Source organism: Paenibacillus sp. LjRoot56 (assembly GCF_964253335.1).
GTDB classification, from domain to species: domain Bacteria; phylum Bacillota; class Bacilli; order Paenibacillales; family NBRC-103111; genus Paenibacillus_E; species Paenibacillus_E allorhizoplanae.
Genome location: NZ_CAXURV020000001.1, coordinates 2,100,093 through 2,113,672, shown reverse-complemented (window position 1 = coordinate 2,113,672; position 13,580 = coordinate 2,100,093). Strand labels below are relative to the sequence as shown.

10 protein-coding genes are annotated in these 13,580 nt (G+C 47.4%); 1 reads left to right on the top strand and 9 read right to left on the bottom strand.

Features of this window, described 5'->3' with window-relative positions:
* Nucleotides 1–4: 4 nt before the first annotated feature.
* The 4 genes from ACSQ8O_RS09465 to ACSQ8O_RS09450 all read right to left on the bottom strand — a co-directional run bounded on the left by ACSQ8O_RS09465 (nucleotide 5) and on the right by ACSQ8O_RS09450 (nucleotide 6,733).
* The gene (locus tag ACSQ8O_RS09465; RefSeq protein ID WP_436241348.1) at nucleotides 5–2,215 is read right to left on the bottom strand and encodes an alpha-galactosidase; all 2,211 of its coding nucleotides are present in this window, start codon (nucleotides 2,213–2,215) and stop codon (nucleotides 5–7) included.
* Nucleotides 2,216–2,239: 24 nt separating this feature from the next.
* Complete coding sequence (locus tag ACSQ8O_RS09460; RefSeq protein ID WP_436241347.1) at nucleotides 2,240–3,622, bottom strand: MATE family efflux transporter; 1,383 nt, start codon at nucleotides 3,620–3,622, stop codon at nucleotides 2,240–2,242.
* A gap of 13 nt (nucleotides 3,623–3,635) precedes the next feature.
* On the bottom strand, nucleotides 3,636–5,021 hold the full coding sequence (locus ACSQ8O_RS09455) for an alpha-glucosidase/alpha-galactosidase (protein ID WP_436241346.1): 1,386 nt from the start codon (nucleotides 5,019–5,021) through the stop codon (nucleotides 3,636–3,638).
* Between the two features lie 413 nt (nucleotides 5,022–5,434).
* A complete protein-coding gene (locus tag ACSQ8O_RS09450; protein ID WP_436241345.1) occupies nucleotides 5,435–6,733 on the bottom strand; it encodes a sn-glycerol-1-phosphate dehydrogenase in 1,299 nt (432 codons plus the stop codon).
* 120 nt (nucleotides 6,734–6,853) lie between these two features.
* Here ACSQ8O_RS09450 and ACSQ8O_RS09445 point away from each other — a divergent pair, with 120 nt between their 5' ends.
* Nucleotides 6,854–7,567 carry a DUF2161 domain-containing phosphodiesterase gene (locus ACSQ8O_RS09445; RefSeq protein WP_436241344.1) on the top strand — a complete coding sequence of 238 codons (714 nt, stop codon included), beginning with the start codon at nucleotides 6,854–6,856 and terminating at the stop codon, nucleotides 7,565–7,567.
* Nucleotides 7,568–7,806: 239 nt separating this feature from the next.
* Here the strand turns inward: ACSQ8O_RS09445 and ACSQ8O_RS09440 are convergent, their stop codons facing one another.
* From ACSQ8O_RS09440 to ACSQ8O_RS09420, 5 genes are all read right to left on the bottom strand, one after another.
* The gene (locus tag ACSQ8O_RS09440) at nucleotides 7,807–8,757 is read right to left on the bottom strand and encodes an NAD(P)/FAD-dependent oxidoreductase (RefSeq protein ID WP_436241985.1); all 951 of its coding nucleotides are present in this window, start codon (nucleotides 8,755–8,757) and stop codon (nucleotides 7,807–7,809) included.
* A gap of 241 nt (nucleotides 8,758–8,998) precedes the next feature.
* Nucleotides 8,999–10,228 carry an MFS transporter gene (locus ACSQ8O_RS09435; protein ID WP_436241343.1) on the bottom strand — a complete coding sequence of 410 codons (1,230 nt, stop codon included), beginning with the start codon at nucleotides 10,226–10,228 and terminating at the stop codon, nucleotides 8,999–9,001.
* Between the two features lie 104 nt (nucleotides 10,229–10,332).
* Nucleotides 10,333–11,655, bottom strand: a complete 1,323-nt coding sequence (locus ACSQ8O_RS09430) for an ABC transporter substrate-binding protein (protein WP_436241342.1) — start codon at nucleotides 11,653–11,655, stop codon at nucleotides 10,333–10,335.
* 159 nt (nucleotides 11,656–11,814) lie between these two features.
* Complete coding sequence (locus tag ACSQ8O_RS09425) at nucleotides 11,815–12,651, bottom strand: carbohydrate ABC transporter permease (protein WP_171629999.1); 837 nt, start codon at nucleotides 12,649–12,651, stop codon at nucleotides 11,815–11,817.
* Nucleotides 12,651–13,520 (bottom strand): carbohydrate ABC transporter permease, encoded by an 870-nt coding sequence (locus ACSQ8O_RS09420; protein ID WP_056624762.1) that lies wholly within the window; start codon nucleotides 13,518–13,520, stop codon nucleotides 12,651–12,653. The genes ACSQ8O_RS09425 and ACSQ8O_RS09420 overlap by 1 nt, the downstream gene beginning before the upstream one ends.
* Nucleotides 13,521–13,580: the final 60 nt, after the last annotated feature.

The following is a 13,580-nucleotide window of genomic DNA, read 5'->3' as shown; positions in this document are numbered from 1 at the left end:
CTTGTTATTCCTCCATTTTCAAGCGGTAAAGGCGGCTTCGATAATCGCCCTTCCAGATCGGCAAATTAAGACCTACGTGCATGAGTTCATCTCCACCAAATATTTCCACAGACTCATCTAGATCTCCCGCTTCATTTAGCAAATAATTATTTTCTGGTGCAAGACCCTTCAATCGCAATTTCCTGAGAGGTGCATTGGGCTCTGACAGCACTTGAAAAAAAGCAACCAAGGCTTCCTTCTTATCCTCGGAAACGAACATCCATGCCGCACTAGCTTGTTCAAAAGGGTTAATTAGTCTATAAAATTCGCCAAACTGGATCAGTGGCCGTAATTGTTTGTATAGCTCGATTTGCCCCTTCACGGCTTCCTTGTCCGCTTCTGTGAAAGTGGTCAAATCAAGCTCGTAACCGAAGTTACCCGACATCGCCACATGCCCACGCATATCAAGCGGCGTCGTCCGATGCACTTGATGGTTAGGGACAGCAGATACATGAGCGCCCATCGAACTGATTGGATACACGATACTCGTGCCATATTGAATTTTCAGCCGTTCAACGGCATCCGTATTATCGCTCGTCCATGTCTGTGGCATATAGTAGAGCATGCCTGGATCGAACCGCCCGCCACCGCCGGAACAGCTTTCGAACAATACATTCGGAAATGCCGAGGTTATCCGCTCCATCACTTCGTAAAGTCCAAGCATATAACGGTGTGCCGTTTCCCGCTGCCGCTCTGGCGGGAGTTGGGCCGATCCGATTTCCGTCATATTGCGGTTCATATCCCATTTCACGTACGTGATGGGACTGCTCGCAAGTATATCGGTGATGACTTTCACGATATACTCTCTGACATCTTGACGCGAATAGTTCAGAATCAACTGTTGCCGTGCTTCTGTCCTTCGCCGGCCTGGCACATGCAGACACCAGTCGGGATGAGCCCGATACAGCTCACTGTCTGGGGAAACCATTTCTGGCTCAAACCATAGACCGAACTCTAGCCCTTGCTGTTTCACACGGTTCACCAATTCCGGCATGCCTTGTGGGAGCTTGTTTCGATCAACGAACCAATCGCCGAGTGAGCTTTTATCATTGTCACGCTTGCCGAACCAACCATCGTCCAGTACAAGAAGCTCCAAACCGAGCTCCTTGCCCACTCGTGCAAGCTCTTCAATTTTATTCGCGTTGAAATTAAAATACGTGGCTTCCCAGTTGTTGATCAGAATCGGCCTGTGACGATCTCGGAATTGTCCACGGCATAACCGTGTGCGGTACAGCTTATGATAGGTGCGCGACATCTCGCCGAGACCTTCGGCAGAATAAACGAGAACCGCTTCGGGCGTTTGGAAGGCTTCCCCAGGCTCCAAGAGCCACGAGAAATCAAATGAGTTGATGCCCATCACGACACGAGTCGTACCATAAGGGTCTACTTCGGCTTGAGCAACAAAGTTCCCGCTGTAAACGAGGCTGAATCCGTAAACTTCTCCGTGATCTTCATCCGCTTGCTTTGAGAGCAGCGCCATGAAGGGGTTCAGCGAGTGACTGCTAGCCCCGCGTCGGCTTTCAATCACAGAACCACCTGTGGCAAGAGGACGTCTTTCGATATGACGCTCGCGCGCCCATGTGCCAGATAAATGGAGCATATCGAAATCGCTGTGGGAAATATCGATACCGATGCTCAGTGCGCGCAGCAGTTTGATGGACTGTTTACTCTCATTCACGAATCGAACAGACCGGGTAATGGCATCCAAATCACGAAATACCGTATAAGTGAGTATCACCTTTAATCCGATCAACTTATCACTCATTACGATATCGATACTCTCCGCTTCACTCTCATCCTCCGTATAGGTCGATGGAAGTCCCTCTAACGGTGTTTTTCCTGCGTAAATCTGGTGGGACTCATAGATCAGTTCACTGACTGTCGTGCCGTCTTCCATTTGAACCTGATAGGCCGGAACTCGATAATCACTTCCCCCATATCCCGGATATTCCTGCGGCAATGTGTCCAACGACAGTGTCAGATCAGCCGGATCTGTGGATGGAGAGAAAGAGCAGCGTCGTCTCCTAGCGAGCAATCCTCCCAGATTGCTTCCCCTCACTTGGCGCCCCCAATGAACATGGGCTACATAGGTGGAGTTGATCAGCTGCATGATATAGCTCGATGACTTCCCTTGAAGATGGAAGGTTTGCGAATTCGAATCGTACACAATCCCCATTTTGACGCGTCCCCTTTGTGCGTATTAAATCTTGAGATGCTTCCAAGCCCCGCGTTTGAACCTCATATAAATTAGATTAGATCTAAGAAATTGATCACTTGCCACCGCTGTCCATAATCCGATCATGCCCCAATGGAAGACGTACACGAACAAGTAGCTCAGTACCACCCTAATTCCCCACACACCAATGAACGTCGAATATAACGGATAACGGGTATCGCCCGCCCCTCGCAGCGCGCCGCCAAGAACAAATTGCGATATTTGTGATACTTGAATAAAACCTACGATTCGAAGAGCCCAGGCCCCTTCACGAATAATCGTCTCGTCATTTGTATACAGCCTAAGGATATGCGGTGCGAACAAAATAAAAAGCGCCCCCATAAAGCCAGCCACCATCATGCCGTACTTTCGGACCTGCCACACGTATCGTTCGGCAAGATCAGGTTTGCTTACTCCTAGGGTTTGCCCAACTAACGTTGAAGCTGCTATCGCGAATGCAGCACCTGGCATAAACGAGATGCCAATGATGCTCGTTACAATTTGCGATGCCGCGATGGCAACAGTCCCCAATCCCGCACAAATTTTCACAAAAGTCATAATCCCTAATCGCATGATCAACTGCTCTAGACTACTTGGTATGCCAATCCTCAACATTCGGCTGATCATGACTCGATCCAAACGGCTGATTTCTGACCATCCGATACGAACTGTAAACCTCCCGCTGAACATGACAACGATAAAGCAAATCATCGCTCCGAACTGAACCACCAACGTAGCAATTGCCGCACCCGTAATGCCCATTTGCGGAAAATCCAGATGACCATAAATCAACAAGAACCCGAGGGTCACATTCATGCAGCCTGCCAGCACATTGATTATCATCGGTGTTCGGGTGTCGCCCGAGCCTCGCAGAATAGCAGATAAAGCAGATGAAATCGAGGAAAAACCGATTGAGAAAAACATGATTTTCGCATAGGTTAGTCCAACCTGAACGACCTCATCACTAGCGCCCATCAGTTGAAGCAGACTCTCCGCAAAGGTGACGCCAATCGAAACAATAAGAACAGATAGGACAGTACCTAGCATAAGCGATTGCCCAGCAGCTAAATTCGCGTCCCCCATCTTCCCCGCTCCAGTGGAACGAGCAACGATAACCGTTGTACCCGAATTCAGCGCTGCAAATAGTACGGTCAATAAGGAATAGGGTTGGCTTGTTAAGCCAACTGCTGCCACGGCAACGGCCCCGAGATGTCCGACTAGAATCATCATCACCATTTGGGTTGCATTCATGAGCAGCATTTCCGTCAAAGATGGACCTGCCAATTTGAAAATCATCCGGCGAACAGCTTTATCATCCTGCGGATTTATAGAGGCGGATTCGCTGGATATCGCTGCATCTGCACTCATGGCCGACCTGCCACTAGATATTCCATCCAGGTAAGTACGCTTTTGTATTGTGCAGCATCTGATCGAATAATACTTCCGCATCGTGAATATCAATCGTCACAAGCGGATCGTTGACGAACGCTTTGAAGGCTATTTCTTTGTCCTTTTGAAGAGCAGCCTTCAGAATAAGCTCTTGATTCATCGTATGCTGCAGGACCAGATTATTAACTTCCATCGGAAGCTCTCCCGCGTAGACCGGACGCAAGCTATTCGCAGAGAACACAGCATTCGTTTCAACAACTGCTCCCAGTGGAATACCCTTCATTTGGCCAACGTTAGGAACGTTAATATTGGTTACAAATTGCTCAAGTCCAATCAAACCTTTTAACTGCCTAACTTCCTCTTCACCTGATGTCTTGAGCGGTAGTTTTTCCTCACCACTTAGCAGCTTTCCGTAAAAAAGCTCGGTTGCAGCATGCTTCTCGACACGACTCTGGACCGTCGTTAAGCCAAACTTCCAGGATCGCACCGTTTCTGGATCTTTCAAATACCAAGGAGGCATGAATTCCGCCAAATGGCGGTCACCTGCTGCTGCAATTACCCCATAGCGCCGAAATAGATCAAACTTCACTCGGTTCGCTGCCGTATAGGTGTTCGTAACCCAAGCATCTTTGTTATGTTCAAATCCAGATTCATAATATTTATCAACAAACTTCCGATACATCGGAAGTAGATCCATATTGTGATACGTCGCTTGATCGATCCAAGTAAAATGGTTAATACCCAACACATTCACTTTCACTTGATCACGGTGTACACCTTCAATTCCTTCCATATCACGAAGCATGCGAATCAATAACCCTTGCACGCCGAAGATTTCATGACAACAACCAATAGCTTTGATTTTAGGAAACACTTCATACAGCGTTCGCGTACAGAGCGTCATTGGATTCGTGTAATTAAACACCCAAGCATCCGGAGAATATCGCTCGATTGCTTGGGCAATTTCCACATACATCGGGATGGTGCGAAGCGCTCTGAGCAGTCCCCCTGGTCCCGTTGTATCGCCAACGGCTTGGTAAATACCGTATTGTTCCGGTGCATGGACATCGGATTCCATTTCCTCGAAGGTACCTGGAAGAATCGAGATAAAGACAAAGTCGCATCCATTCAGCGCTTCTTGAAGCGTCGGATACGCCTTGTATGTCCACTTGGATTTCGTCTCTGGATAATCAGAAACCGAATTCCCCAGCTTTTCATTATTTCTGGCTTTCCCATAGTCAAGATCATACAAACGAATCGTGCCCGATAATTGACCATCCAGCGCTAAATCGGCGATTAGATTTTTAGCCCAATACATCGAGCCGCCGCCAATATAAGCGATTTGGATATCGCTGACTTTCTCATTAGCAAATTTCATGTTACGCCTCCTTCATGATGTAGAACCGCCTAGCATTAGCTACCAGTATAGAAAACAATTCCACATTACGGGATGGCAAAAATTAAGTGAGGTTGTGATTTTTTACACTTTTCACGGAAGCATACTGAAAAACGCCAGCCCCCACTAGAGGACTGACGTTTTTATGAAAGATGGAATATCGGCGACATTTGGTAGGGAACGAGGATGCCCTATTACGGCTAAATTCGTAAAATGAACAGCGTAAGGGAACTACAGTGCACTATTTTGTTTAAATAATGCCAAATTCTTGAAAATCGAACCAATAGAGTACCTACGTTCCCCTTGGAGTCATTTTCGATCGATTTCGATGAAATAGCGCATCTAGATTCCCCTTCAACCTTGTCATGCATCTCCTCAACCCATTGACTCTGTGCTTACAGCAGCCGCTGCAAGCGCAAGATCGTAAACCGGTTGCGCACGAACAGCGCATCCTGCAGCGACGCCTCTACCAGCGCTGGCTCCACGCCCAGCTGGTCTGGCGCTACCGGCCCCTGCACCGCCGCGAGCCACGCAGCAAGCTGCTCTGGCGGCGGAACCGCCCGGGCGATGCTGAGCACATCGCCCCAGTGCATTGCGATGCGCGCTTGCAGCGCACGCGCATCCCCACCCATCGCCGACGCGTTCTCGGCGATGATGGCTTCGGCCATGGCCCCGTAGGCCGCCCGGATGCGTTCCGTATCCGTCTGCGCACTCGGGGCCTGCCCATGCGCTAGGCGCGCAGCGGCCTCGTCGGCCGTGATCGCAAGCAGCGCTTGATAGCGCTGCGCCATGAGCACGGTCGCGACGCCGACCTTCGCGCCGTGCAGCAGCGCCCGGCGGCGCTGCTGCAGAAGCACCATCTCCCAATAATGGGAGAGATGGTGCTCAGCACCTGAGGCCGGCCGCGAGTGGCCGACCAAGAGCATGGAAAGGCCGGATAGGATCAGGCCTTCCATTAATCGACGCATGCCCAGCTCAGTGCGCTGCGCAATCTCTTCCAGATGTGCGGTGCACAGCTCCACCGCCTCCAAGGTCAAGCGAGCACTCAGCTCACAGTAGTGCTCATCCAGCAGCACGCGGCCGAGTGACCAGTCCGCGAGCGAGGTATGCTTGCCGAGCATGTCGCCGACGCCAGCTGCAATCATTTCTTGCGGCGCTGCAGCAAGCAGCCCCAAGTCAGCGAAGATCGCCTCCGGCGATGAGCAAGGTATCGTCATTTTGAAGCCACGGACGATGAGCGGAGCGCCAACAGAGGCAAACCCGTCAACTGATGGGGCTGTCGGAACGGAAAGGAATGGCCGATTCGTACGATGACTAACGAAACGCACAATGTCATGGAGTGTGCCTGAACCCACGGCGATCAAAACCTTGGATGTCAGTGATGTGTCTAACATCAACTGAACGATTGCTTCTTCCTCAGCAGCTACTTCCCCCATACCGTTCTCGCGAATCACACTTAAGCCAACTCTTATTTGGCCATCTTCCAACAGAGAGCGCAGCTTCTCACCAGCAACCGCATACGTATTCGCGTCCGCTACGAGCGTCACTTCCTCATAGCCCGCTTCCCTCACATAATCAACAACATCAGCTAAAGCATCTCGTTCTATGACAATACGGCGAATCGGAATCTCATGCTTTTGCCCGCAGGCGCAAGTAAACCTTTTTCCTAACCATTCATTTAATAACTCACTCATAGCTCTCATCTCCTAACCTGTACGTACAAGTTAATCTACCACCTATTCTAGCGCAACCTATGCTATAATAAAAGCCATTCTATTAGACTTTTTGCACGAAAAGAGGAGAAAGAAACCCTCATGCCGATCCAGACCGAAACCGAACTGTATGCACCGATTAAACACTTCTTCGAGCAGCGTGGTTATACCGTTCGTGGAGAAGTTAAGCACTGTGATTTAGTGGCAATTCGAGGCGATGAGCCTCCGGTTATCGTTGAATTAAAGAAAGGCTTTAATATCCCCCTTCTCGTTCAAGGCATTGAACGTTTGAAGCTCACGCAAGACGTATATGTCGCTTTCGAGCTCCCTAACAAAGGAAAAGCCCCCCACCGCTTACAATGGGAGGATATTCGTCGACTTTGTCGCATGCTGGGGCTTGGCGTTTTGACAGTCCAATTCTACAAACGCAAACAGCCCACAGTCGATCTCGTCTGTGAGCCTACTCCTTATACTTTACGCCCTAACAAGAGGGCTTCCGGCAAGCTAATGACCGAGTTCCATGAGCGCAGCGGCGACTATAATGTCGGCGGCAGTTCTCAGCAGAAGCTAATGACCGCATACCGAGAGAAATCTTTGCACTGCGCTTATCTGATGCAGCAACACGGTCCACTCAGCCCACGCAAGCTGCGCGAGATGACCAGCAATATGAACGTGAGCTCACTTCTGCAGCAAAACTACTATCGTTGGTTCGTCCGACAAAGCCGAGGCATTTACCATCTTACCCCCAACGGCGAGAAGGCCTTAGTAGAGTATGCGCACGTAGTTACAGCTTTCCCAAATTTTAGCCTAAATTAGTCGGTTTTACCGACTAATTCGACTGCCAAAACACCTACTGCGCCCGAGTTAGTCGGTTTTACCGACTAATTCGACTGCCAAAACACCTACTGCGCCCGAATTAGTCGGTTTTATCGACTAACTCGACTGCCATTACCCTTGCCGCGCCCGAATTAGTCGGTTTTACCGACTAACTCGACTGCCATTACCCTTGCCGCGCCCGAGTTAGTCGGTTTTATAGACTATCCCCTACTCCAACCCTAAGACCGAATCACAACCCGATGAACATTCGCCTCTTCGTTCATTCTTAGCAACGCCTTGTTGATCCAGATGGCCGCCTGTGAGCCTTCTCCCATCGCAATCGTCACTTGCTCCGCATGAACGCCGACATCGCCGGCCGCCCAGACGAAAGGGACACTCGTCATTTTACTGCGAGGATCGGTCATCACATGCCGATTCTCCATACGTTCTGCACCAAGCTGACGAGCCAGATCCGATTTCACTTCATTCCCACCAAACGCAATAAAGCCTCGTTCCGCTTCAAGGCGTCTGCCATCTTTAAGCACAACTCCCTGGAATCGTCCGGGCGAATCCACCAGAACCTCATCAAGATCTTCCGTTAAATAAGTAATGCCTTTCTTCTTCATTTCCATAAGATACTCACTTTTCACGGACCGATGCTGATGATTCACATACGTCATTTGCTCGGTTCGATGACGGAGTTTAATCGCCATCGCTGCCCCTGCATCACCAGAACCCATCACTAGCGTATTTCGATCTTTGATCTCATATCCGTCGCAATCGGGGCATACATATACCGTTAACCCCAAGCATTCTTTCAGGTTCGGGAGTTCAGGCATCCGATCCATTAAACCTGTTGCCAGTAGAAGCGTTCTCGCTTCATAGCCTCGGCCACTTTTTCCCCATAGCTCGAAGCCGTCACCGATTCTTCCTTTGGCGACAGCCTGAACAATTTCATCTTGGACAAAAGCAACCCCTAATCGCTCTGCTTGAAGCCTGCCTACACGTCGCAGCTCTTCCCCCGATACCCCATCTGGCCAACCTAAAATATTATGATAGCTTTTGCATAGGGTCGAACGGCCGTAGCCTGCGTCAACCACAAGTACCTTATGCTCATATCTGCCTAATTGAATCGCCGCTTGAAGCCCTGCAATGCCTCCTCCGACGATCAGAATATCTACTTTCTCCATCTGCACAATGCCCCATTTCTCCAATTCACTACCATCTAGGATAACCGAATTGTCAGCCTCTAATCCGTTGTCCACTTTTGATCACGAGGTAATCCAAGAAGTGTATTCGACATCGAATATTGAATTCAGCCGGAACTTCCGGTGCTCACGTAGCTTCCACTACGCTCGGCTCCTCATTTCCTAGCTTCTTTCAATCTCCTCGGTGCTGAAAACTGGACTTGTTTAACTTGCACTTATATCCCTACCGATTCTTAATCGACCAAATCAAGCCAAACTGCGTCAAAGCAGCTATCAACAGAATCCATGGAATAAGACCCCCATCCAAATCACTTCCAAAGGTAATGAGAACAAGAATGGAAATAACCCGACCCACATTTAAGAAAAATTCCCGGACAACCACGCTTTCTACCTTTAATTCCCCCTTAAGAGGAAGTCTCGCAATGAGGCTATAATAGAAACCCGTCATGGTATTCCCTTGCAGCGGTGCAAAGATCGAGTACAGAATCATAAAGCCAACCACAGACCACACATTTAAACTTCCTATAATACAGGAGACCCCAACGAGGTAACCCACCGTAGAAATGGTCAAATACATCCTTGCCCTGCCCGCATTCGCGTACTTCGAAATAAAGACCCCCATGACGATGCTTAGACTCGAATAAAGGACGCCTAGGTAGCCGACCAAGTCTTCCCGCGGCAGTACTTTGAATAGGAGAATGTTCGGTAGAAACAACATCGTGCCCTGCAGCAAGCCCATGCCGAAGAAGCCAAGCAGCGCATTCGACCACTCTTGCTTTTTCTTCATAATGAGCCCCGTATATTTCAAATAATACACACGATGATGCCCGCTTGACGCCTTAATTTTCAAAGAAATTAACGCAGCCAATAGAAACATGAAGAAAGCAATGGAGAAGACGATGGTGTATCCGCTTAACCCTTCTTTTAATCGAATGATGAAACCAGCAAGTGCTGGCCCTGCAAGCGTAGCCGCTGTGAAGAACATCATATTGAAAGCAAGATAGCGAATCCGATTATGCTCCGTGGACACATCATACATCAGTGTTAAATAGCCAACCCAGTAGAAAGCGCCAGCTAATCCATTAAATATGGCAAAAAGCACATAATAATCGACCAACCGCTCCCCAGCAATACTCACGCTTAAATAGAAGAGACCGATCAGTACAATACCTAGCCGGTACGCGACCATACGATCCTTCTTCTTAATCATATACCCGCCAATGGCGAACCCGATCGGTGTTAAGATGTACACGATCATGCTGTAGGTTCCGTTCACGACAACACTATGCGTTAACCGCCACAAATATAAATTGAGAAACACCCCTGACATGGAAGCACCGAATTGAAAAATGGAATGAATAAGTAAAGAAATGACAGCTTCGCGTGACAGTCTTTTCTCATGTGGAAGCGTATTCCCTCTGCTCTGCAACCAAGCTCTGATAGTAAGATTCATGGTAAACCTCCAGTCCTCTTCATTGTAACAGCCATTGCAACATCTGTTAAACAGCAAAAAGCCCCAGCATTCACGCTGAGGCTTGATGTACGTCTAGATTCGGGTTACTTCTTAAGGCTATCCCATGTTTTCTGGAATTCTTCCAACATTTGATCCTTCGTATACTTCTTAGCAACATAACCTTGCATGATATCGCCGAATTTCTTACTGGATGCTTCTCCACCTGGGAATTTGAACCAGTTCCAGCTCAATGTTTTACCAGCTTTGCTGTAAGCAATGATGTCTGCTGCTAATGGTCCAAGTACTTTCTCGTCAGCAGGAATGGATTTGAAAGCAGGGATAAACTTGAATTCATCTGTGATATATTTCTTACCGATATCGGAGCTAACCATCCAGTTCAAGAATTTCTTAGCTTCGTCTTTAACTGCAGAGTTCTTGTTGATAACCCAGTTATTCGGTACGCCTACGAACAATTTGTCGTTTGTTGCTGCATCATCGCTGATCGGCATTGGCAAGAAGCCAATTTTGATGTCTGGGTTTGTTTTCGTAATTTGAACTTGTGTCCAGTTACCTTGTTGCGTCATAGCTGCTTTACCCGTTGCGAAATCCGTTACTTGTGTATTGTAGTCGGTTTGCAGAGGGTTTTTGTTGCCATATTGCAGTTGAAGGTCGAACAATTTCGCCCATTGGTTGAACACTTCGTTGCCAGTAATTTTCGCTGTACCTTTGTTCAAGCCATCGATGAACGCATTCGGATCCTTTTGATAAGCAAATGGAAGGTTCACGAAATGGTTTCCAAGTACCCACCACTCGGCATAGCCTGTTTCAAATGGAGTGATACCCGCATCTTTCAATTTTTTAGCTGCTGCTTCTAATTGAGAGAACGTTTTTGGAAGCTCAGTGATACCTGCTTTGGCAAAAAGATCTTTATTGTATTGGAAGCCGTAACCTTCAAGGTTAAGTGGTTGACCGTATAGTTTTCCACCTTTGGTCATTGGCTCTTTCGCAACGTCTACAAGATCTTTTACCCATGGTTGATCGGATAGATCTTCCAAGTTATCGATCCATTTATCAAGATCTGTGAAACCACCGTTGTTAAAGATATCCGGTTTGTCACCTGCGTTAAACTTTGCAAGAAGCGCTGCACCGTAGTCAGCTCCACCGCCGACTGTGTCGACTTGAATTTTGACATTCGGATTCAACTTCTGATATTCTTGCACCATTTTACCCAGCTGATCTGCGATCTCAACTTTAAATTGGAACATTTTAATGGTAACTGGCTTGCCGCTAGCAGCAGGCGTTGCTGTCGCTGTTGATGCACCCGTAGTTGGAGCAGGAGTTGCTGTCTCTTCTTTTTTACCGCAACCAGCTGCTAATACGGATAGGGATAATACTGCTGCCACTGAAACCATTGTTAATTTTTTCATTTAGGTAATGCCTCCCTTTAACTTGTTTCTTCTTTTAATCTCACTTACTTGTTCTTGCCTTGCTTCCTTACATGATTCATTGTAAACACTTACATCCTGGCTTAACACCGAGTATATTGAACATAAAGGTGGAATATCTTGAACATATTTGCAATTTTGTCACCCTTTTACTGAACCCGCTGTAATCCCTTCTACGATGTGCTTCTGTAAGAACAAGAAGAAAATTACGATCGGCAGTACGCTTAATGTTAATCCAGCAAGCGCCAAATCCCATTGTTTCGTATATTGTCCAAAGAACGAGAAGGTAGCAAGCGGAATGGTCCGCAGCTCTGGATTTCCAAGTACGAGAGAAGGAAGTAGATAGTCATTCCAAATCCATAAGCTGTTTAAGATGATGATGGTAATCGACATTGGCTTAAGCAGTGGAAATACAATTTTCCAAAACACGCCATATGCTGAACTGCCATCTACTTTGGCTGACTCTTCAATTTCCAGTGGAATGGATTTGATGAAACCATGATACAAGAACACATTTAAGGAAACGCCAAATCCATAATAACACGCAACCAATCCTAGCTTGCTATCCATAAAGCCTACTTGGCTTGCTACACGAACAAGCGGAATCATAATCGACTGGAATGGAATCACCATGGCAGCAACGAAAGCTAAGAAAACAAGATTGTTGAACTTACTTGCTTTTCTCACCATGCGATACGCTGCCATTGAGGAAATGACCACGAGTCCTACATTACTCAAAACCGTAATGAACAAAGAGTTGAAGAACGCCTTCGGGAACTTCATAATACTCCACACTTTGGTGTAGTTATCTAGATAGAGAGAGCTTGGCAGCTTCGCCGTATTCGCTGCTAATTCAGGAAACGTTTTTAATGAATTCGCGATGACGAAGTAAAACGGAATCAAGAACAGTAAGGCAACTAGAATGCCAAGAACTTCAAGAGCAAATAATCGGCCTGTATATTTTTTGACGGAAGCCATTAGACCTCAACCTCCTTGCGCTTGGTGTACATCACTTGGATGGTTGAAATGATGGCAACCACGATGAAGAATACGAGAGCTTTGGCCGTACCTAAACCATACCGATTATTACGGAAAGCCTCTTGATAAATATTGATGGAAACCGACTCCGTGGAATTGAATGGCCCGCCTTTGGTTAAAGAGAAGTTCAAGTCAAAGATTTTGAAAGACCACGAAATCGTCAAGAACAAGCACACGGTGACCGCTGGCATGATGAGTGGCACGATGATGCTCCGCAGTACTTGCAAGCGGGATGCACCATCGATATATGCTGCTTCCAGCATATCCTTCGGAACATTCGACAAGGCAGCTATGTAAATAATCATGAGATATCCAGCGCCCTGCCACACACTAACGATAACGATTGCCCAGAAAGCTGTCGGTGAATCACCTAACCACGGCAGTTCGAAGAAACCGATATGCGTGAGATTTCCAAGAGTTGCAAACCCTTTTACAAAGATAAACTGCCAGATAAAACCGAGCAATAAACCACCAATTACGTTGGGCATAAAAAAGATTGTGCGCAACACATTCCTTGTTTTCAGCGATTGCGTGAGCAATAACGCTAATAAAAAGCCTACAAGATTGGTTAGAATCACGTTCGTCACGGTCAAGCGTGATGTAAAGTTAAAAGCATTGCGATAATCCTTATCATGGAATAGGATTTGCTTGAAATTCTCAAGTCCATTGAAGGTTACTTTGGTTGTTACACCATTCCATTCGGTAAACGAGTAATAGATGCTCATCAGAAATGGAATCAAGACCACGATGCCAAAAAAGACTAACGCAGGTCCAATAAATACCCATTGCTGAAGCCATCCGGAAAGCATTCTTTTTGTTTTCACTGGGAAGTCCCCCTTACCATTCTGCTACTGTACTCCAAGTATAGA

Excerpts from the sequence above, each read along its gene's own strand:
- ACSQ8O_RS09465 (WP_436241348.1), bottom strand. The coding sequence starts at position 2,215 with ATGGGGATTGTGTACGATTCGAATTCGCAAACCTTCCATCTTCAAGGG.
- ACSQ8O_RS09460 (WP_436241347.1), bottom strand. The coding sequence starts at position 3,622 with ATGAGTGCAGATGCAGCGATATCCAGCGAATCCGCCTCTATAAATCCG.
- ACSQ8O_RS09455 (WP_436241346.1), bottom strand. The coding sequence starts at position 5,021 with ATGAAATTTGCTAATGAGAAAGTCAGCGATATCCAAATCGCTTATATT.
- ACSQ8O_RS09450 (WP_436241345.1), bottom strand. The coding sequence starts at position 6,733 with ATGAGTGAGTTATTAAATGAATGGTTAGGAAAAAGGTTTACTTGCGCC.
- ACSQ8O_RS09445 (WP_436241344.1), top strand. The coding sequence starts at position 6,854 with ATGCCGATCCAGACCGAAACCGAACTGTATGCACCGATTAAACACTTC.
- ACSQ8O_RS09440 (WP_436241985.1), bottom strand. The coding sequence starts at position 8,757 with ATGGAGAAAGTAGATATTCTGATCGTCGGAGGAGGCATTGCAGGGCTT.
- ACSQ8O_RS09435 (WP_436241343.1), bottom strand. The coding sequence starts at position 10,228 with ATGAATCTTACTATCAGAGCTTGGTTGCAGAGCAGAGGGAATACGCTT.
- ACSQ8O_RS09430 (WP_436241342.1), bottom strand. The coding sequence starts at position 11,655 with ATGAAAAAATTAACAATGGTTTCAGTGGCAGCAGTATTATCCCTATCC.
- ACSQ8O_RS09425 (WP_171629999.1), bottom strand. The coding sequence starts at position 12,651 with ATGGCTTCCGTCAAAAAATATACAGGCCGATTATTTGCTCTTGAAGTT.
- ACSQ8O_RS09420 (WP_056624762.1), bottom strand. The coding sequence starts at position 13,520 with ATGCTTTCCGGATGGCTTCAGCAATGGGTATTTATTGGACCTGCGTTA.